General features: G+C 46.3%; 9 protein-coding genes and 1 pseudogene. 3 read left to right on the forward strand and 7 right to left on the reverse strand.

Going from position 1 to position 21,801, the window contains the following annotated elements; genetic code table 11:
• Nucleotide 1: 1 nt before the first annotated feature.
• The 4 genes and pseudogenes from BC343_RS00590 to BC343_RS00605 all read right to left on the reverse strand — a co-directional run bounded on the left by BC343_RS00590 (nt 2) and on the right by BC343_RS00605 (nt 4,544).
• Nucleotides 2-727: a hypothetical protein gene (locus BC343_RS00590; RefSeq protein ID WP_078345777.1), complete on the reverse strand. Its 726-nt coding sequence runs from the start codon at nt 725-727 to the stop codon at nt 2-4.
• Between the two features lie 276 nt (nt 728-1,003).
• Nucleotides 1,004-1,915 carry a helix-turn-helix domain-containing protein gene (locus BC343_RS00595; RefSeq protein WP_078345778.1) on the reverse strand — a complete coding sequence of 304 codons (912 nt, stop codon included), beginning with the start codon at nt 1,913-1,915 and terminating at the stop codon, nt 1,004-1,006.
• A gap of 159 nt (nt 1,916-2,074) precedes the next feature.
• On the reverse strand, nt 2,075-2,887 hold the full coding sequence (locus BC343_RS00600) for an SDR family oxidoreductase (RefSeq protein WP_078345779.1): 813 nt from the start codon (nt 2,885-2,887) through the stop codon (nt 2,075-2,077).
• Nucleotides 2,888-3,001: 114 nt separating this feature from the next.
• A pseudogene (locus BC343_RS00605) lies at nt 3,002-4,544 on the reverse strand (SulP family inorganic anion transporter).
• A gap of 278 nt (nt 4,545-4,822) precedes the next feature.
• Between BC343_RS00605 and BC343_RS00610 the strand changes: the two are divergent.
• The 3 genes from BC343_RS00610 (at nt 4,823) to BC343_RS00620 (ending at nt 10,979) form a co-directional block, all read left to right on the forward strand.
• Nucleotides 4,823-5,668: an SDR family NAD(P)-dependent oxidoreductase gene (locus tag BC343_RS00610; protein ID WP_078345780.1), complete on the forward strand. Its 846-nt coding sequence runs from the start codon at nt 4,823-4,825 to the stop codon at nt 5,666-5,668.
• Nucleotides 5,669-5,739: 71 nt separating this feature from the next.
• Nucleotides 5,740-6,657 carry a helix-turn-helix domain-containing protein gene (locus BC343_RS00615; RefSeq protein ID WP_078345781.1) on the forward strand — a complete coding sequence of 306 codons (918 nt, stop codon included), beginning with the start codon at nt 5,740-5,742 and terminating at the stop codon, nt 6,655-6,657.
• 89 nt (nt 6,658-6,746) lie between these two features.
• Nucleotides 6,747-10,979, forward strand: coding sequence for a hybrid sensor histidine kinase/response regulator (locus BC343_RS00620; protein WP_078345782.1), 4,233 nt, complete (start codon nt 6,747-6,749; stop codon nt 10,977-10,979).
• A 68-nt stretch (nt 10,980-11,047) separates the two neighbouring features.
• Here the strand turns inward: BC343_RS00620 and BC343_RS00625 are convergent, their stop codons facing one another.
• From BC343_RS00625 to BC343_RS00635, 3 genes are all read right to left on the reverse strand, one after another.
• Entirely contained in the window at nt 11,048-11,839 is a 792-nt protein-coding gene (locus BC343_RS00625; protein WP_078345783.1) for an SDR family oxidoreductase, read from the reverse strand.
• An 89-nt stretch (nt 11,840-11,928) separates the two neighbouring features.
• Nucleotides 11,929-12,504 (reverse strand): TetR/AcrR family transcriptional regulator, encoded by a 576-nt coding sequence (locus tag BC343_RS00630; RefSeq protein ID WP_078345784.1) that lies wholly within the window; start codon nt 12,502-12,504, stop codon nt 11,929-11,931.
• Between the two features lie 141 nt (nt 12,505-12,645).
• Entirely contained in the window at nt 12,646-21,390 is an 8,745-nt protein-coding gene (locus tag BC343_RS00635; RefSeq protein WP_078345785.1) for a putative Ig domain-containing protein, read from the reverse strand.
• Between the last annotated feature and the right edge of the window lie 411 nt (nt 21,391-21,801).

Here is a 21,801-nt window from a genome sequence, read left to right on the forward strand (position 1 = left end):
GTTACGGTTTTACAATGAGGCTATAATTACAACGGTGCCTTACGCTTTTATAAGCAACGCCCTTATACTCTCCGGGTGTTGTATCTTCCCAATCCTGGCGAATAATGTAAAGCCCCGGTATGGTGGTTTTAAAAACTGCTTCGCCATCGTCCAATGTTAATTCCTTTTCCCAGTTCTCGGGGTTAAATACCCTTAGCGTAGTTTTTGCCTTAGCAGGTGCTTGGTTGTTATAGGCCTTTACTGTGATGATGCCTTTGTTGCTGAAGGCAACAATATCCAACAATTGTGCAGGTGAAGCTTCTGCATTGTTACTACCAGCTAAATATGCCGCACAGAGGTAATCAATAGGCCGCACGTTTTTGCCGCCTGTTGCCGAGCGGTCTACCACCGGGTGGGTATCGTTAATGCCTAATATGCGGTAAATGCCTTGTTTGGTTGGGGTGTAAGTGCCTTCCCAACAATCACTTTTTTTGACGAGGTTGATGTTTGTTTGCAGCCCGCTTGCGTCCAAAACTTTAACTTTAAACTCGCCTGCCAATTCCAGTTCCTTACCAGTATCGCGGTGGCGGATGCCAAAGTCATCAATGCGGCCGTAAATTACCCGTATGGTGAATGCCCGGTTCAGTTTGCCGGTGCCTTCAATTTCCATCCAATAAGCGGCAGCTTTGCTGAGGGTGGAGGATAATATCAGCAACAGAAATAACAGATTAGCGAGTAGCTTTTTCATGCGGGTAAAAATAAGGGTTTGATAGACAAGTACAGCCGAAATCGCATGCTTAATAGGTGGCACCTACGGAGCCGTGAAAATGATCTTGGATTTTGCTATAAACACGATACCCCGCTGGGGTGTTAGAGCATCGGCTGACAAAATAAACTTATATGTATTAGCAAAACGTACAACGCTCCGGTAGGAGCACCGCGTTTGTAGAAAATTTGCAATATAGAACAGGCTCCGTAGGTGCCGCCTACTTGCGCAAATGAATGCCGGGTGAGGGATGGGGACTTACCCAGCCACCCTAAACTCCACGGGCGTTTTGCCGGTTTTTTGTTTGAATAGCTTGTTGAAGTATTGCGGGTACTCAAAACCCAAACCATAGGCTATTTCGCCAACCGATTTGTTGGTGCTCAGCAATATACTCTTAGCTTCTTCAATTAGGTAGTAATGGATATGGTCCTGTGTATTTTTGCCCGTTTCTTTTTTCAGCAGGTCGCTTAGGTAACTCGCGGAGAGGTTTACTTTATCGGCAAGGTATTTCACAGTAGGCAAGCCCTGTTCGGTAATGTTGTTGTGCTTAAAGTATTCAGATAGGATCTTTTCTATCTGCGTTACAACAGCGTTATTACTGCTTTTGCGGGTGATGAATTGCCTGCCGTAAAAACGTTTGCAGTAGTTAAGCAGCAGCTCGATGTTGGATACGATGATGTCTTCGCTGTGTACGTCGATATTTTCCTGTAGTTCGGTTTCGATGTTTTGTACACAATCGGCCAAAACTGTTTTCTCTTTTTCCGACAGGTGTAATGCCTCCGATACTTCGTAGGAGAAGAAGGTATAGTTCTTTATCTTATCGTTCAGCGATGTAGCTCTTATCAGGTCGGGGTGAAAATAAACGCCCCAACCCTCTACTGTTGCAGGAGCCTCGTTGTCTGCCTCCATTACCAGCACCTGTTGGGGAGCCAAACATATCAGGCTGCCGTTATGAAAGTCCACCGGTTTGCGGCCGTAAGAAAGAATTTCCCTGTCGTAATTTTTGAACATGATGGAGTAAACATCGGTAGAGATGCCCGTTGGTTCTGTTACCTCGTGTCGCGCCTGCTTAAAATCGACCACGGCAATAAGCGGGTGTTTCACGGTATGTTCTAACTTGAAAAACCTGAACAGGTCGGTAACAGTATTTACGTGGATGAACTTAGACATAGATGATGTATTGGGTAGCGCAATTTAACCGCAAAGTACACAAAGAATTAGCACGATGGGTAGCGCAAAGAAACGCAAAGGCTTAGATCGCGATCAAGGCTTTGCGTTTCTTTATGTTTTTTCTCTGCGCCCTTTGTGGTTAAATATAAATCTATTTAGTTACAGCCCGAATTGCTTTTTCATCCCACCAATAAACGTTTCATCATCAGCTTGTTTACGTTGGGCAATAATTGCTGCTGCATCATCACCGGCGGTATAGCGTAACTGGTTAGTGCCATCGGTAGCGGCGGTGTAAATAACATTGGCTACAACATCCGGCGAAGATGCGTTTTCAAAGAATGGTGCGAAGGCGGTCGCGGTTTTGTCAACAATGTAGCTATATTCGGTTTGGCTATCATCGCTGCTAAACTCAAGCGAGTGCCCAAACTCGGTGGCAATAGCGCCGGGTTGTACGATCTTCACTTTGCCGCCAAATTGTTCTACCTCGTAGCTCAACGCTTCGGATAGGCCCTCTACGGCAAATTTTGTCCCGTGGTATAAGGTTCCCAGCGGGAAGGTCATTTTACCACCGATAGATGATATATTGATGATGATACCGCTTTTATTGCCACGGAAGTGGGGGAGAACAGCCTTTGTAACATCCAGCAAGCCGATCACATTGGTGTCGAATTGTTTGATGATGCTTTCGCGCGAGAACGATTCCAATGTGCCATATGCACCGTAGCCCGCATTGTTCACCAGCACATCTATCTTACCGAATTTTTTGATGCCCTCGGCTACCGCGTTTGCTATCGAGGCGAGGTCTACCACATCCAGTTTGGTAACCAGTACGTTATCCAACGCACGTAGTTCGGTATCCTTTTCGGGTGTGCGCATGGTGGCTATTACGTTCCAGCCTTTTGCCTGAAAAAGTTTTGCTGTTGCTTTACCTATACCGCTGCTTGCGCCTGTTATTAAAATAGTGTTTTTCATGATCTTTATATGTTTTGTTTGATGATGTAAAGGTCTCATGAAAACACAGGGGACTGATAACACTAATTCGGGGAGCTTGTATACTTTTTACGGATTTGTATGAACGAAGAGTCTTTATCTTCTTTTTTCGGTGGCAACACGGTAGGCAGGGTCTTCCATTATGTTTACGTCGATCACCTCTTCTGCATTCTTTAGCAGGAGCCTGCAATCCTCACTTAAATGTTTTGAGATGTAATTTCTTTCCCGCTTGTTTATAGCGTTCGGTGAGTTTATTCAGGGCTTCAATGCCCGACATATCCGCCACGCGGCTATCCCTGAAATCGATAATAACTTCTTCCGGGTCGTTGGCAACATCAAATTTTTCGGTAAAAGCTGTTACCGAACCAAAGAACAAAGACCCATATATCTCGTAATGCTTTGTGCCGCTGCCATCGATATATTTCTTAGCGCGGATGCGTTTAGCACTTTCCCAGGCAAAAACAAGGGCTGATATGATAACGCCGATCAATACCGCGAGGGCAAGATTATGTAATACGATAGTGATTATGGCTACCAATATGCCAACAAATACATCCTGCTTGGGCATCTTATTAAATATCTTAAAACTCACCCATTCAAAAGTGCCGAATGCTACCATGATCATTACGCCCGTTAAAGCCGCCATAGGTAATTTGCCTATTACCGGTGCACCAAAAAGTACGATGAGGAGAATGGTAAGCGAAGCAACGATACCCGAAAGCCGCGCACGTGCACCGGCCGATAAATTTACCAGCGTTTGCGCTATCATGGGGCAGCCACCCATGCCAAAGAAAAAGCCGTTGAGTATGTTGGCGATGCCCTGTGCAATGCTTTCGCGGTTGCCGTTGCCGCGGGTGGCCGTCATCTCGTCGACAAGGTTCAGCGTGAGCAGTCCCTCGGTTAAGCCTACGCCCGCCATAATTAGCGCATAAGGGAATACTACCTGCAATGTTTGTAGCGTAAAAGGTATCGCCGGTATATGAAAAGGAGGGAAGCCGCCGCTTACTGATGCTATATCGCTTACGGTTTTGGTAGGTATGCCGAAGCCGAGTACCACCGCGAACACCACTATAATGGCCACAAGGGATGGAGGTATGGCTTTGGTAAGTTTGGGTAACAATATCACAATAGCTATGGTTAAGGCCACAAGCCCGCCCATAATTAACAAAGGTGTGCCGCTTAGCCATTCTTCGTGACCGTTTATGGTAGTTTTAAATTGCTCCAGTTGCGCCATGAAGATGATCACCGCCAAGCCGTTCACAAAGCCATACATTACAGGCTGCGGTACCAGCCGTATAAGTTTCCCCAGCTTAAAAACACCGACCAGTATTTGCAGTATTCCTGCTAATGCCACGGCTGCAAAAACGTATTCGATACCGTGCGACTTCATCAGCGCAATAAGTACAACTACGGTTGCGCCCGCCCCGCCTGATATAAGTCCCGGCCTGCCACCCAGCACTGCTGTAATCAGCCCCATAATGAAAGCGGCATACAGCCCTGCAAGGGGCGGAAAACCCGCCAGTATAGCGAAGGATAATGATTCGGGCATCATGGTCATGGCTACGGTTAGGCCGGCCAGTATTTCGGTTCTATAGTTTATCTTTTTAGAAAAGTCGAATAAATTAAAAGAAGCCTTCATGTAATGAGGGTTTTATATAGCAAAGAAGTTGGTGAAATAAATAGAAATGCCCCGCGGTGTTGCAGAGTTATTGAAATGATGACGTTGGCCCTAACTCAGGGTGGTGTAAGGGGCGACGATGAAACCTTATTTTTCATTATTGCAAAGGTATAAAAATAGCCGATAGCCAATCGGGCCAAGCTTTCCTCATTTTGGCTACATCCTCCCTCATTTAGGTTATTATTAGCAGGCCGGTTGGCGCGACCTTTGCCTTATCATTAATTGAAAAACAAAACATCATGAGTACACAAAATTCAGAACCTAAAGTTTGGTTCATAACAGGCGCCTCGCGTGGTTTTGGCCGCGTATGGGCCGAGGCCGCGTTGGAGCGTGGCGATAAAGTAGCAGTAACCGCTCGCAGATTGGATAGCATTGCAGCCCTGCAAGAACAATACCCCGACACTGCCTTAACCTTAGAGTTGGATGTAACCAATACCGAACAGGTAAAGGCAGCAGTAGCGCAGGCACATGCCCACTTCGGTAAGCTGGATATAGTATTAAATAACGCCGGCTATTCGCTTGTGGGTACCATTGAAGAAGCAAGTGCCGACGATGTGAAGGCTATGTACGATACCAATATCTTCGGTCCGTTGGCAGTGATACAGGCGGCTTTGCCTTTACTGCGCGAGCAGGGTTATGGGCATATTATGGGTACATCCAGCAATTTGGGGCATGTTACTCTGCCGGTTATTGGTTATTATGCATCATCGAAATGGGCGTTCGAGGCCATACACGAGAGCCTGGCCGAAGAAGTGAAACAATTCGGTATAAAGGTTACCATTATTGAGCCGGGTGCTTATGCTACAGAGTTCGGTAGCCAGAATTCCTTAAAATTTGCGCCCGGGATGGATATTTATACCGATTACAAGAACCAATTCTTCGATAACCTGAAGAACCTGGAAAGGGGCGACCCTAAAGCCACGCCGCCCGCATTGTTCAATGTGGTAGATGCCGAAAACCCGCCGTTGCGCTTTAACCTTGGCGCGCATAACCTCGACTGGACACGCGGCGCTTACCAGGCACGCATGGCCGAGTGGGAGGCCTGGCAGGAGAATGCCATATCTGCCCAGGGCAACGCAAAGTAATTTATTGGTAAAGAAGTGTATGATAGCCGCCGGAGCAAGACTCCGACGGCTATCTTTGAGTTTTAAGCGTTATGAAGAAAGAAGATATTCCGTATAAATTCGGCTCTTTATCCGATGCGTACCGCATTATGGGCATGGGTAAACCGAAGCATCCACTTATCGGGCTAATAAACGGGGCGCACGCACATCCCGAGATGAACGGCTTTCCGCAGAACCATGTGCTTAGCTTTTACAAGATATCTTACAAACCCAAGCAGGTGGCAAAGCTGCGCTACGGACAAAGCTATTACGATTTTGAAGAAGGAGGGTTACTGTTCGCCGCCCCAGGCCAGATCATCGGCAACTATGGGAACGAAACCATGATATGTTCAGAACATACCATGCTCATTCACCCCGACTTCTTTTTAGGTTATCCGCTTGCAAAAGCTATCAAGCAATACGGCTTCTTTTCATACTCTGCCAACGAGGCGTTGCACCTATCGGAAGAAGAAAAGGATATCATTCTTTCGATATTTAAAATGATAGGCGCCGAACTGGATAGCCGTATAGACGATTTTAGCCAGGATGTGGTCGTAGCGCAAATAGAACTGCTGCTCAATTACGCCAACCGTTTTTATAACCGCCAGTTTATCACCCGTAAACCGGCCAGCCATCAATTGTTGCAACAGCTTGATGAGGTGCTGGAAGCTTATTTTGGCAACCGCGAAACATTAAACCATGGTATACCCACCGTGCATTATCTTGCCGAAAAACTGAACTTATCGCCAAGCTATTTAAGCGATATGTTGCGCTCGCTAACGGGGCAAAATGCGCAACAGCATATCCACAACAAACTGATTGAAAAAGCGAAGGAGCAACTATCTACCACCGCGCTCTCGGTAAGCGAAGTTGCCTATGCACTGGGCTTTGAACATCCCCAATCATTCAGCAAGTTGTTCAAAGCCAAAACAGAATTATCGCCGCTGGAGTTCAGGAAGAGTTTTAATTGAGGAAGAGAGTCTTTGAGTAAGCAGGCACTGTTCAGCCGGCAAACTTTTATGCGTGTTTTGCGTATAACGTACATCACCCGCCCATTTAGATGTACTTTAAGCAATTTTGTGCCCTTATTACCATTTTAGTGCTCGGCTTACCCTTTAAAGCAGGCGCTCAAAGCATAGGTCAGCAAATTACCCCGGTTTACAGTTCTAACCGCATCTCGCAAAACAGTATACAATGTATTTACCAGGACAAATACGGCTTTATGTGGTTCGGTACACAGGATGGACTAAACAAGTACGATGGTTATAAATTCACGGCCTACAAACATAGCGCCAACGAAGGGCACAGTTTGCCTGCTAATAACACGCTATCGGTGTGTGGCGATAATGATGACAATATTTGGGTTGCCACTCGCATTGGAGGCCTTAGCAGATATGATCGTAAAAACGACTGGTTTAAAGTTTACAAACATAACCCTGCCGACGGATCATCTATTAGTAACAACGATGTTAATTACGTATATACCGATAGGCATGGTAACCTATGGGCAGGCACAGCCAATGGGCTTAATCTGTTCAATAAAAAAACAAACACCTTCAGGCACTATTTTCATGACGATAACAAGGCGAGCAGTTTAAGCAGTTCGTTCATTTATGTGGTTTTTGAAGATAGCCATAATAACCTATGGGTCGGTACTGATGATGGGCTGAACCTGTTTAATGCACAGACCGGTAACTTCAGAAGGTTTAAGAACAGCGCTATCGATAAAAACAGCATTAGCGATGATGTAGTAAGCACTATTGCCGAGGATCACAAGGGCAACCTTTGGTTTGGTACCAATAAAGGGCTTAATTTATTTAACCCGGGCGACTCTACCTTTACAGTTTACGCCAATGAGAGCGACCGGTATACCTTAACAGGCAATAATCCTATTTATACCCTGGCGCCCGGTGCAGATGGCAAAATGTGGGTGGGCACTAATACAACATTGCAGTTATTTGATGTTGTTAAACGCACGTTCATACACATTAATCAATTTGCAGGCGAAAATAATAACATGCCTAATGATGGTGTGTACTCGGTGTTTTTAGATAATAAAGCAACGCTTTGGATAGGTACCTCCAGCGAGGGCCTGCTGAAGTATGATAAAAGCCTGAATATTTTCCCATCGTACAAGTCGTCGGTTACCCGCAGCCCATCTGCAAAAAATATTATAAGGGGTATAGCGCCCGATAAGAAAAACAACCTTTATCTGGCCACTGATGCCGGGATGGACTATTTTAACCGGGCCACCGAGAGTTACACGCATTATGGCCATGTTGCAGGTGATAAAAACTCCATCTCTACAAATTACACATCAACCATACTTATAAACAGGGCAAATACCGAAGTTTGGATAGGTACTTACAGTGTTGGCTTAGATCGTTTCGATATTAAGACAAGAACGTTTAAGCATTATAACAAGGGGCCTAATCCATTCGATCTGAACAGCAATTCGGTTTATGCGTTGATGGAGGACAACACCGGCAAAATATGGATAGGCACCGACCTTGGCGGCGTTAACGTTTTCGACCCCAAAACAGGCGTTTTCCAAAAGATAGGTTTTGATGCCGGGCAAAAAAACTCAATAGGCGACCAGTCGGTACAAGCTCTTTGGCAAGATAAAAAAGGGGAGGTTTGGATAGGAGGGTACTCTAACGGCGTATCTGTTTACAACCCGGTAACCCGAAAGTTTTGGCATATCAATACCAAAAACAGTAAGTTGAATAGCGATGTTATAAGCTGTTTTTATGAAGATGGTAAGGGCCACATGTGGATAGGCACTATGGAGGGTGGCCTTAACTGTTACAATTACAAAACTGGCACGGTAAGTAATTATACCGAAACCAATGGGTCCGACGATAATACTGTAAATTTTATAACCGGCGATACCCGCGGTTATTTGTGGTTAACCACTTTAAAAGGGGTCACAAGGTTTGATGCAGCAAATAAACGCTACCTGCACTTTAACGAATATAATGGCTTGAATAGCCTCGAGTTTAACTTAGGTAGCGGCGCACGCCTGCCAACCGGCGAAATTGCAGCCGGAAGTATAAACGGCTTTAATGTGATACGCCCCCACGCGTTGGGGTTCAATGCGCATAAGCCCAGGGTGGTGATAAGCGGTTTCGAGTTGTTTAACAAGCCGCCTGATATACGCGATGCAGGCTCGCCACTGAGACAGAATATTTTAACCGCAAAAGAAATTACCCTCAGGCATGCACAATCGGTTTTTACCATCGGGTTTTCGGCGCTTGATTTTACCGTACCGCAACAAAATTCATATGCCTACAAATTAGAGGGTTTTGATCCCGAATGGCGTTTTGTGAACAGCCAGCGCACGGCCACCTACACTAACCTGGATCCCGGAACTTACACCTTTTTTGTAAAGGCCGCCAATAATGATGGCGTTTGGAACGACAAGCCAAGCGCGCTAACCATAACAATATTGCCGCCTTTTTACATGACGTGGTGGTTCAGAACTGCAACTGTAATTACGCTTTTAGCAATTATTTATATTTTATACCTGTTACGCTTCAATTTCTTCAGAAAGCAAAAGTTGCAGTTGGAGGCACAGGTGACAGAGCGTACCGGGCAAATAAGCAGGCAAGCGCAAAGCCTTAAAGACCTTAACCTCGAACTACAGATACAGGCCGGAGAACTGCAAGCACAGTCGGAAGAAATGCAGGCGCAATCTGAAGAATTGTATAAGCAGAAAGAACAGGAACAACAGGCCAGGATGGAGGCCGACAAGGCCAATATGGCAAAGAGCACCTTTTTGGCCACCATGAGCCACGAGATACGCACCCCTATGAACGGCGTATTAGGGATGGCATCGCTTATGGCCGATACACCATTAAATGCCGAACAACGGGAGTACAATGATGCCATATTAACCAGCGGCGAAGCCTTACTTACCGTAATAAACGATATACTTGATTTCTCTAAAATAGAATCAGGCAATTTCGGCCTCGATATACATGATTTTGAACTACGTAAATGCGTTGAACAGGTATTTGAGTTGTTTACCGGCAAAACAGCAAAAGCCGGCGTTGAACTGGTTTGTGATATTGCCGAAGACATCCCCGCCCATATTTTTAGTGATAGCCATAGGTTAAGGCAGGTGCTAATAAACCTTGTGGGGAATGCTGTTAAGTTTACGCACAAGGGCGAAGTTTTTGTTGGTGTAAGGGTGATAGACCACCAGGGTGCCGACTATCGCCTTAAGTTCACTGTTAAGGATACCGGCATTGGCATAGCCGAAGATCATATCCCGCATTTGTTTAAGCCTTTTCACCAGATCGATTCTTCGGTTACGCGTAAATATGGCGGTAGCGGACTGGGTTTGGTAATTAGCGACAGGCTTATCAAGTTAATGGGCGGTAATATTACTGTGGAAAGCCTGCCGGGGCGGGGTAGTACCTTTAGTTTTGATATATACTGCAGAGAGGCCGCAGATGCCGTGCTCTCGGATAGGGGCGACTCGAATGCATGTATCGGGAAGCGTGTATTGGTAGTTGACGACAATGGCACCAATTTGCGCATACTAAAGGCCCAGTTAGAAAAACTGAAAATGGTTGTTATTCCAATGCCTTCGGCCAGCGAAGCATTAGCGGTTTTAAAAGGTGATACCAATATCGACCTGGTAATTACCGACAGGCAAATGCCCGATATGGATGGAATTGCCTTCAGCACACAGGTGCGTGCATTACAGGTAAAAGTACCCATCATACTGTTAAGCTCGGTAGGTAACGAACATGGGAAGCAACACCCCGGTTTGTTCAACGCGGTACTTACTAAACCCGTTAAACGACAATTGCTTTATGATACGGTTGTTGCCGAAGTTGGGAAGCAGCGCCCCGCAGTTGCAGGGGCTAAAACATCGGTTCTAACAGAACAGTTCGGTCGCGATCTTCCGTTCAGGATGCTGATAGCAGAAGATAACTTGATGAACCAGAAGCTGATCATCAGGATACTGAACAAACTCGGCTATCAGCCTGATCTGGCCAACGACGGCCTGGAAGTGCTGGATATGATGAGCAAGAAGTATTATGATATTGTTTTAATGGATATACAGATGCCTAACATGGATGGCCTGGAGGCTACCCGCATGCTGCGCAAACGTTTCGGACAGAGAACCAAGATCGTAGCTGTAACGGCCAATGCCCTCAGCGAAGACAAAGATAATTGCTTTGAAGCCGGTATGGATGCTTATCTATCTAAGCCCGTAAACCTGGACTTGCTAATGCAAACTCTCCGGGAAATGTACCATAAATTGCATGGCGTAAGCTGAGGAAAGCCATAAGTTATGCAAAACAAAAAAGGCAGCATGATCGCTACCTTTTTTGTTAACATTATGTTTTATACCACAGGTAACGAACCACCATCAATAGCATAGATACTTCCTGTTAAGTACGCCGCGGCCGGCGATACCAGGAAATGTACCAACGAGGCTACTTCCTCCGGCTCGGCCATGCGGCCCATAGGTATACCGCCCACCTGTGCCATTAGTTGGCCAAAGGCTTCTTCAACGGATATGTTTACTGAAGAAGCATAATCAGTTATGAACTTTTCCATGGGCGGGGTTTTAGTGGCTCCCGGCGCTACCGTTAATACGCGCACACCTTTTGGTGCCAGTTCGGTCGCTAAGGCTTTACTATAGCTGTTTAGCGCAGCTTTTGATACCGCGTAGGCCATATTCAAATTCCAAAGAGCTTGTTTACCCGCTACCGATGAAATGTGGATGATAACACCGCTTTGCTGAGCCAGCATGCCGGGTAGGAATAACCTGTCTAACCTGATGCCTGATATCAGGTTAAGTTGTAATTCGCTTTCCCAATGCTCATCCGTTAAAGTACTATGGCCGCCGGGAGGGGTGGTGAGGCCGCCTACATTGTTAATAAGGATATCGATAACGCCGAATTTTTCATTTACTTCTTCTACGAGTTTGGCTGCTTGTGTGGCATCGGTAAGGTCGGCAGCTATAAAGTGGTGCCTCAGTTCCGGATCGTTCGGGTTGTTGCGGGCGCTAACAATTACTTCTGCTCCCTCCGAAGCCAGCTTATCTGCAATGGCGCGGCCTATGCCTTTGGTGCCGCCTGTTACTAATGCGCGTTTGCCTTTCAGTCCAATTTGTTCTGTTTTGTTTTCCATTTGGTTTTAATTTATTTTGAATTGTTTGTTTCAGAATTGTGCGTGTTTTTATTTCTGAAACGTTTGTTTTAAAAAAGCTTAAAAAAAATTTACTTAGATAATTGCTTGATAAAGTACTGCGCCATCTTGCGGATCTTGCCCGCATCGTGATGCAGAATGTACGATTCGTACCAGCCCGTCCAGGTGCTGTTAAAGTAATCGGCCAATAGTTCAGGGTCTTCTTTAGTGGCTATCTCGCCGCGGTCCATGGCGTTTTTTATCAGATCATGCAGGAATTGATAGGCATAGTCGCTATCAGCTTTCAGTATATCTTTTACACGTTGGTCAGCATTGGCCACTTCAAAGGCCATCTTCACGGCCATACAGCCGTTGCCCTTGATGATCACATCTACGGCATCGTGTATATAATCCACCAATATGGTAAAAGGGGAGTCGCTGCTTTTCAGGCGTTTTTGAATGTCTTGTTTCCGCAGATCAGTATAATGCTGCACGCATCGTACAAAAAGCTCCTGCTTATCGCCAATGGTGTTATAAAGGCTGCTGCTGTTTATTTTCATGGCATCGGTAAGGTCGCGTAACGAAGCGCTGTTATAGCCCTTCTCCCAAAAAACCTCCATGGCTTTTTGAATAGCTTGTTCCTCGTTAAATTCTACGCTGCGTGCCATAATTATTTGATGATGCAATGATAAGTTAATTTTGAAACGGTTGTTTCAGATATTTGTCATTTTGCATTATTGCCAATCATCGGCAACAAAAAGGCCGCAACTTTTACGCTGCGGCCTTCATCAGATATTGATCTTGTTGGTTTAATATTTCACAATCAGATAGCCTGTTTTGCGCTGCGCCTTCCCATCCTTCGTATAATCGAGCGAATAGAAATAGGTGCCCGGTTTTTGCAGCTTGCCGTTATTGGCGCGCCCGTCAAACGCTTTGCTATAGTTATCGTAGCCCTTAGCGCTGTAAATAACATCGCCGTTGGCATTAATAATACGAACGGTATTGTCGGGGTAGGCGTTTATACCATCAATCGTAAATACGTCGTTCAAGCCATCTCCGTTTGGCGATACTGCCTGGTGAACGCTTAGTTCGCCTTGAACAAGCGGTGCATCAATTTCCTTTTTATCAACCACCGGCGTTATGCGCTTTGTGTTGATAGAGGCAAGGGTAGCAGGGCCTGCCGCCATATTTACATAAGCCGTATTATAACGGGTTAGGTTATATGACGATGTTTCGTCGGCACCATTATATTCGATAACAATAGCACGATAGGCTGTATTGGCAGCCAGGCCCGAAATGTCTACCGAATTGCCTGTGCCATTGTACACACAATACCAGCCATTTGTGCCAGCCTGTGTGCCCTGCCCAAATTTGGCGTTAGGGTAATAAATGTTACCCTGAACAATATTTGGAGAGCCGCTCGAATTCAACTTCATAAATACCGCACGGGATGCTCCGTTGCTGCTAACCCAGCTAAGCGTTGTGGTGCTCGATGTTGTATTACTAAATACAAGTGATGTAGCATATCCCGTTGGCGGGTCAATTGGCGTTGTAAGGTTTTCAGGCGCAATATTATCTTGCAGGTATAGTGGCGCCGCAATGCTGCCATTGTATTCTACAACAGCCGCACGGTAAGTTGTGCCGACGGTTAGGCCAATTACATTTACGCTTGAACCTACACCGTTGTAAACACAATACCAGCCGGTTGTATCTATCTGGTTGCCCGATTTAAACCTGTTGTTTGCAGAATAGTATGCATCTGCCGGCATCGGCGCACCATCGTTACCGCGTTTAATAAACACCGACCTTGCAGTACCGTTACCGTTGGTCCAGCTTATGGTTGTAGTTGTACCGGTAGTGCCGTTAAAGAATAAATTGCCCGCCTGTCGGGATGGTTTGGCTATTAGTGTTGTAAAATTACCAGCGATAACACCATCAGTAATGTACGACCTGATTGGCGGGTTGCTGCCGGTAACCGGGCTGTATTCAACCACCGCAACAGAATAGGCCTGCGCCGAAGAAAGTTGGCTGACAGTTGCATCTGAACCGGTACCATCATAAATACAATACCAGCCGGAGGTGCCTATTTGTGTACCCTCTCCGTAGGCGCTATTTGCAACATAATTAACCCCGGCTACAGGCAATGGTACGCTGTTATAGCTACCGGCTTTTGATATAAACACCAATCGGCCGGCGCCGCTGCCGTTCGTCCAGGTAATGCTGGCTGTTGAGCTGGTAATATCGGTAAAGTAAGGCCTTGTAGCAGGTTCGGTAGGCGGTGCTACAATTTGTATTTTAACTTTAGTGCTTCCGCTGGCGAAGCTATTGTGTGCTACTACTGTGTAGTAAGCCTCGCTGTTGCGACCTGTTGGTGTACCACTGATGGTACCGTATTGCCTGTCTATCACCAAGCCTGCAGGTAGGGTTGGGTATATCGAGTATCCACCAATGGCTTTAACTGCCATTACTTTGTTAACATCCGGGTCGGCAATGTAAATGTGGCCGGCACCGTCAATAGCCAAACCGAATGGTGCTGCAAATTGCTCCGAGAGTTTTTCAATACCGCCGAAAGGGTTTAGGCGCATTAATGCATGCTCGGTATATTCAGCAATGTATACTGTGCCGCCGGCGTCTACTGCAACCCCGGTAGGGAAGGACAATTCGCTGTTTAGTGTTATTACATTGCCATCTGTATTTCTTATCAATTTAACAGAACTGTTACCGGCATCTGCTACATACACGTTGCCGGCGGCATCAACTGCTACCGAGGTTGGCATCATAAAGCCCTCGGCCAGTGTGATAGTTTTTGCATCTGCAAAATTTATCCGTTTAACTGTGCCACTGCCATAATCAGCCACATAAACGTTGCCTGTTACATCTATCGCAACACCCGATGGCTGATTGAAGCCCTTTCCAATGTTGTATTTTACTCCGGACGGCAGCACTTTCACAATCGCATTATTTCCCTGGTCGGCCACGTAAACGTTGCCCGCAAGGTCAACCGCTACACCTATTGGCTGGTTAAAACCGTCGGCTACAAGTACAGGCGTTCCGCCGCCTGCCGGTATTTTTTTAATACTATTGGTACCCATTTCTGCCACGTAAACGTTTCCGGCGGTATCGGCAGCTGTGGCGTAAGGGTTGTTAAAGCCGCTACCAATGGCTTTAATATTATCGGTGTCGTATTTAAAGGCATCAACAAAGCGTGCGGTTGGGCTAAGCGGATCTATTTGTTTACGGCGCAAATATGGCTGCGGCGTAACATAACTGATTATAGGCGGGCTTGGGTTTACAGTAATATTTACTTTGGCCGTAGCACTACCGCTGGTGGTGTAGCCTGTTATATAGTAATCGGTAGCCGGTTTTGTTTTTGTTGGTGTACCGGTAATAATGCCGTTGCTTCCGTTAAAGGTTAGCCCATCCGGCAAGGCGGGTGTTATGCCGTAAGCCGAACCCGTGCCTGCGGCAGATATCCTGAAAATTTGGTCGCTTTGTTCGGATGTGGTATAAAGGTAAAGGCCTGCAGGGTCTAATGCTACAGACATGATTTTGGTTGCCGATCCCGACGTAGAAGCATCCGTATACAATGTGCCGACAGTTCCTCCGGTTGTTATCTTCTTTATGCCGTATGGGTCTGCCAAATACACATTACCTGCTTTATCTGCCGCAATGCTATAAACCGATTGATAACCTCCCGGAGTAAGCAGGTCGGCTGGTAATGTAGTTACTGTTCCGTTTTTATCGATCTTCCTTAGCGTTGTGCGGTTCGCCCCATTAACATAGCCGTTTGCATCCGCTACGTACAAGTCGCCGGTTGGGCTTATTGCCAATGCGTCTATACGGCTAAAGCTGGCACCGTTGCCCGTGCCGTCCCGTTGTTCCCGTTCTGTGTTGTTATTATTACCTGCCAATAAGGTGTTGCCATCCGGCCCGGCCTTGCGTATTGTGTTTCCGCTGGCGTAAATAAAGTTTCCCTTATTATCGGTTACTGCTACAACATTGCCGTTTAGGCTATTCAACGTTGGGAGATACATGTCGGGGACAGTAACGTAATCGCTAACGTCTCCTTCTGCGGTTACTTTACGCACATGCATCTCGGTAAAATCAAATATATAGCTTGTACCGGCAGAATCAGTGCTAAGGTTGTATAAATACCTGAAACTGGCTGCCGATCCATTTCCGCTGGTAGTACCTGCAAAGTTGTTTCCTGCAAGTGTGCTTACCAGGCCGTCGGGCGTTACTTTGCGTACACGGAAGTTGCCCATATCTGCCACATAAAGGTTACCGCGGCTATCGAAAGATAAGCTTGCCGGTGCGTAAAATGTTGCCGTAATACCCTGCCCATCGTTGTAGCCTCTTTTACCGCTTCCTGCAAAAGCAATGCGTTTGCCCACGGTTTGCGATGCAAAATTGCCACTACCTGTAACGGTAGGTTTTACAGGGCTAATAGCTTTTTCGATGGTGTAAGTCAATTTATCAGGATAGCTGAGCGACGGCACCTGGGCCAACACTGCTATGCTGATGGTAAACTTGCTTGAGCCGCCACTATTGGTTGCCGTGATAGCATAGTTTTTAGGTGCCATTTGGGCAGTAGGCGTACCGCTTATAGCACCGGTATTAACATCAAAAACTAAACCGGCCGGTAAGGCAGGGCTTATTTTGTAGCCGGCGGCGGGTATTGTTCCGCCCGTATTGGTGGGCGATAATGTTGATATGGCTGCGCCATTTGTAAACACCGAGGTTGCCGTATAGGTTATTGCCGGTGGCGGTACCACAGAGGTAACCGCAATGGTTAGTTTGGCAGTTGCCGCTGCCGATATGTTGGTAGCCGTGATGGTGTACTCGGTGGCCGGAGATGCTTGTTTAGGCGTGCCGCTAATTGTACCCGTTTTTGCATTTAAGCCTAATCCGGTTGGCAGGGCAGGGCTAATGGTGTAGCCCGGTGTAAATATTTCGTTAATGCCTCCTTTATCGTCGAAACTGAAGATGTTACCTGCGGCATCGGCCATTATTTGACGAGCGTATTGTTGGTTATTTGTTGCGGTAGTAATTGTTGTTACAATACCGCCCGGGGCTATTTTGCGCAGTGCCTGCCAGTCCGAAACATATAAATTGCCTGCCTGGTCGGCCGTGATAGCACCGGGTGCCCCAAAAGACGCAGCACTGCCGGTGCCATCTTTTATCGTACCTGTTGTAGAGCCACCTGCAACAGTGGTAGTAACCCCCGTTGTGGTTATCATTCTTATTGCCGCATAGTTTTGGCCCGCTTCTGTTACAAAAATATTCCCGGCCACATCAGTGGTAATGCCATTAATACCGCTAAACCCTGCCGCGCTGCCTGTTCCGTCAGCAGTATTTTGTATATCGCTACCGGCAAGTAAACTTACAGCACCGCCCGCACTCACCTGGTATATTTTAGATGTAGTTGCCAGGTATATCACGCCATTAGTCCCCGTAGCCATGTAAAAATAGGCATGTCCGCTTTGCAGGTTGGTTGCTGCAAATGTTGTTATTTGGCCTGTTGGGCTAACTTTGCGTATAGCCGTTGGCGAACCGGTTTGCAAGTAGGTATTGCCATCGGCATCTACTGCAATGCTGCCGCCCACAAAGTTGGAATAGGCGCCGAATTGGTTGGGGCCTGCAACCGTAGTTATTTCGCCCGACGGGCTTATTTTTTTTAATTCGGGCCCCAATTCATCAAACGTATAAATATTACCGGCCTTATCCATTCCTGCCCAATAGGCGGTGGTAGGTAATACGCCTTTATTGATGATGGTATTAGTTTGCCCGTAAAACGCAGAAGGCATGGCTCCACCGCTGTAAGTAGGTTTAAAGGCAGTTATAGCAGTGCCTGTAGGGAAAGTTTTGGGGCCTGCGTAACTCATTACAGGTGCGGCCAGTGGTGAAACGGCCAGGCTTAAATTGGTTGTGCTTGAGCCTCCGATAATATTATTTGCAGCTATGCTGTAGTTTGATGCACCGGCAGGTTGTAATGGCGTGCCACTGATAGTACCGGTGGCACCATCGAACGAAAGGCCCAGTGGCAGCGGTTTATCGATAAAATAACCGTCAACAACCAGCTTGCGCACTTTGTTGGTACCTGCATCGCCTACATACAAAACGCCCGCATTATTTGCCGATAGCCCGAATGGGGTAGAAAAAGTTGCGCTCGTGCCTGCTCCGTCGGCAGAACCTGCCAGGCCTGTGCCGGCAACGGTGCTAACTACGCCTGCGGGGCTTATCATACGTACAAGGTTGTTGTTTTTATCGGCTGCATAAACATTACCGGCTCCATCAACTGCCAGCCCTGTAACCTTGTTAAAACTTGCTGCCGCACCTGTGCCGTTAGCAGAGCCTGGTATAGTGCCGCCGGCCAATACTTCACCGTTTTTTAGAATGGATGTTTCAGTACCTGCGTAAATATTCAGGTTCTTATCCACCGCTAAACTTAATATCGTAGTGTTATAATTGCCGTAGGCCTTGCTTACATTTTTGGTGCTCATGTTTACTATATAAACCATCGGCTGGCTATAGGTATAGCCGGCTACGTATAATTTGCCGTAAACATCAGTAGCAATGGCCGTGATGTTGAAACTATCACCCCATCGTTCACCTGTATAGCTGCTCAAGTTAATTGCCGATACCTGTCCGTTAGAGCTAATTTTTTTAAGGGTATTAAGCAGCCCTTGTGCCACGTAAACGTTCCCGGCTGCATCAGTGGCAACGCCAAACGGGTTGTCAATATTGGCAAAATTGCTTACAATGCCCGTTGGCGATATTCTTTTTATAGCGTTGTTGCGGCCGTCGCCTACATATACATTACCCGATGCATCTACTGCGGTGGTATAATAATAATCGCTGTTTACAGATTGGTAGTTAACAGTACCACCGGTAGAGTAACTGGTGTACACAAACGCCTGGCCATAGTCGGCGGGGCTTACGGTAGTGCCACTTGCCGAAGGTTTTAACGGCGTAATGGCGGTAGCCACCGTAAAGTTTTGGGTGGAAGGGTAACTAACAACCGGTGCCGGGGGAGCAGTAGTAATGGTAAGCGAACGGCTTACCGGTGTGGCAGCAAGGTAATTAGCATTACCGGCTTGAGTAGCGGTGATGTTAGCTGTACCGGTGGCAACTATGTGTATTTTGCCATTAACTATGGTAGCCACATTTGTATTATCGCTGCTGTAAGTTACCTGTAGCCCGCTTGATGATTCAGCTGCAGGTTCCAAATCGGGCGAATTGGTGTAGGTGCCCGGCAGGGTATTGAATGTGATGGTTTGCGGCGCTTTGTTAACCGTTAAGGTTTGATTGGCCGATATTGCAGTTGCATATATAGAATTACCTGCCTGGCTGGCCGTAATAAAAGTTGTGCCTGCACCTGTAATATGTATTTTACCATTTACAATAGTCGCAACTGCCGTGTTGCTGCTTTGTAAGGTTAGATTTAGATTGGAGTTGGCGTAGAGTTGGTAGCCATAAGTATTATTGGGGCCAAAAGTACCCGGCAGGTCTGCTGCGCCAAAGGTTTGAGCAGGTATTGCCGTAAAAATAATACTTTGCGGCGTTTTAACATAAGTAAAGCTATTGTAGGTGCCCGGAGTGCCCAGGGTAGTTACTGCAACCGGGCCGCTTGCGCCCGCAGCTACTACTGCCTTAATGCTTGTAGCCGATTTTACGCTGAAATCAAGTGCTGGTATGCCACCGAAAGTAACGTTTACCGTATTTTGGAAATTGCTGCCCGTAATGGTTACAGTATCGCCGTATTTAGCGCTGGAAGGATTTATACTTGTTATTACAGGTTTAGGAACAAATACGAAACCCGTTTTACCGGCATTGCCCCCCGGCGATGTAACCGAAACGGCACCCGACGCACCGTTACCCACGGTAGCGGTTATTTGGGTAGGGGAGTCAACCGTAAAGGCTGTTGCGGCAATGTTGCCGAATGTTACCGCTGTTACACCTGTAAAGTTGGTGCCGGTAATAACCACCTGGCCACCGCTGCCTTGCATGGTAGGGTCAAGGGAGATTATTGTTGGCTGTTGGTAGTAGGAAAAACCATCGGCTGTTGCGCTGCCAAAAGGCGTGGTTACCGTAATAGCACCAGAAGTACCTTTAGCCACAGTAGCCGTTATCTGCGTAGCAGAATTTACCGTGAATGATGCAGCCGGAGTACCACCAAAGCTTACAGCAGTAGCACCTGTGAAATTGGTACCTGTTATGATTATGGCTGCATTTTGCAGGCCGCCTTTGGGGTTAAACGAGGTGATGGTGGGTTCGTTGTATTTATTGCGGAAAACTATTGCAGAATTTGATAAAACCGTAACATCTGTTTTGCCATCGCCATCAAAATCGGCAGCATCTAAATAACCGTTTGCAACAGCACTTGTACCTGCCATGTTTGTTGCCGCCGACAGTTTAAAAGTTGTGCCACTTGTATTATTGTGGTAAACATTAAGTTGGCTGCTCGCGAACTGGTCGCTGGCCATGGCTACATCAACTTTGCCATCTTTATCAAAATCTGCCAATACCACATTGCTTACACCGCTACGAGAGCTACCGGTTTCATAGGAGCTATTGCTAAAGGCAAATGTAGTTGTTGAGTTATTAAGGTATATGTTGAGGATAGAACCCAGCCCGAATAAAAGGTCGGGTTTGCCATTGCCGTCAACATCGCCAACGGTTACTTTTATATTTGATGCTGCAGCTATCGTTAGGTCCAGCATATCGGCGAATGATAAGGCGCTGGCCGTACTGTTATTGCGGAAAAGCCTTAGTTTGCCGGTATCATCTGTAACTATCAAATCGGGCAATCCATCTGCATCAAGGTCGCCGGCAGTTACAGAAACAGGCATACTGTTAGCAACATAACCATTCAGTCCATAGGTCCAGCCGAAGCCTTTTTCGAAACTTATTTTTCCGGCGGTGCTTTTATTTTTATTTACCTGTAAATTCGATTGATTGCTGGGTTCAAATTGCGTGGGGTAGTTGTAGGCGGTGGTTATAATTTCCGGCTTGCCATCCTTATCGAGGTCGGCAACGGCCAAATCTGTATTTATACCGGGCGCCGACCAGTAAACCCCGGTAGCCACATTAGTCACTTCGCTGCTGAAACTGATGCTACCTATCGTGCTTATGTTTCGTAAAACTGAAACGCCCGGGCCGGCGGTGGATCCTTGTACAACCAAGTCTTTTTTGCCATTGCCGTCTATATCAGCTACTATGACTTTTTTAAGGTTTACGGCAGCGTAATAGGGGAGTGTAATGGATACCGGGCTATCGAAAGAGATAGTGCCCGCTTTGCCGATGTTGCGAAGTATATTAATAGTATTGCCACCGGAAGGGATTACAGCTATGTCTATTTTTCCGTCGCCATCAATATCGCCGGTGGCAACACTAATTGCACCGGACCCTACGGCATATTCTACAGCATTTGCAAAAAGGTCGGTACCGAAGGCGGGGCCACTTTGTGTTTGGGCAAACAAGCTGCTGTCGGGTAGTAGTGCCAGCAAAAAAATGGCACAAGAAATTACACCTGATGTAAAAACTTTCATCATATAGTTTATTAATTATTACAAAAAAATAAACCGGTAAACGTGGGGGCTGCTTACAGGTGGGGAACACAATAAAATGAGCTCGTTAGCAATTTGACGTGATATGGCGCAGGCCTGCGTAACCACCTATCCCTGGGGGAGGATGCTGTAAATTACAATAGCACGCAAAAAACTAATGAATTGAATTTCAGGAACTGAAAAACGTTTCAAATATATTATTTAGCAATGCCAGTTGCAATAATTATGATATTAAATTAATAATATTATAAATTTAACTACTTGTATTCTAAAAGGTTGTAAATTTTATTGATGGGTTTATTATTTAAACCAAATGTTAAAATATTGAAGTTATTCCTTGGTTTTGTAACCAAAAGCTAAATCGGTTTTATGCGATGACCTTAAGTATGGTTTTGA

The sequence above is a fragment of the Mucilaginibacter pedocola genome (assembly GCF_002013915.1).
GTDB lineage: Bacteria > Bacteroidota > Bacteroidia > Sphingobacteriales > Sphingobacteriaceae > Mucilaginibacter > Mucilaginibacter pedocola.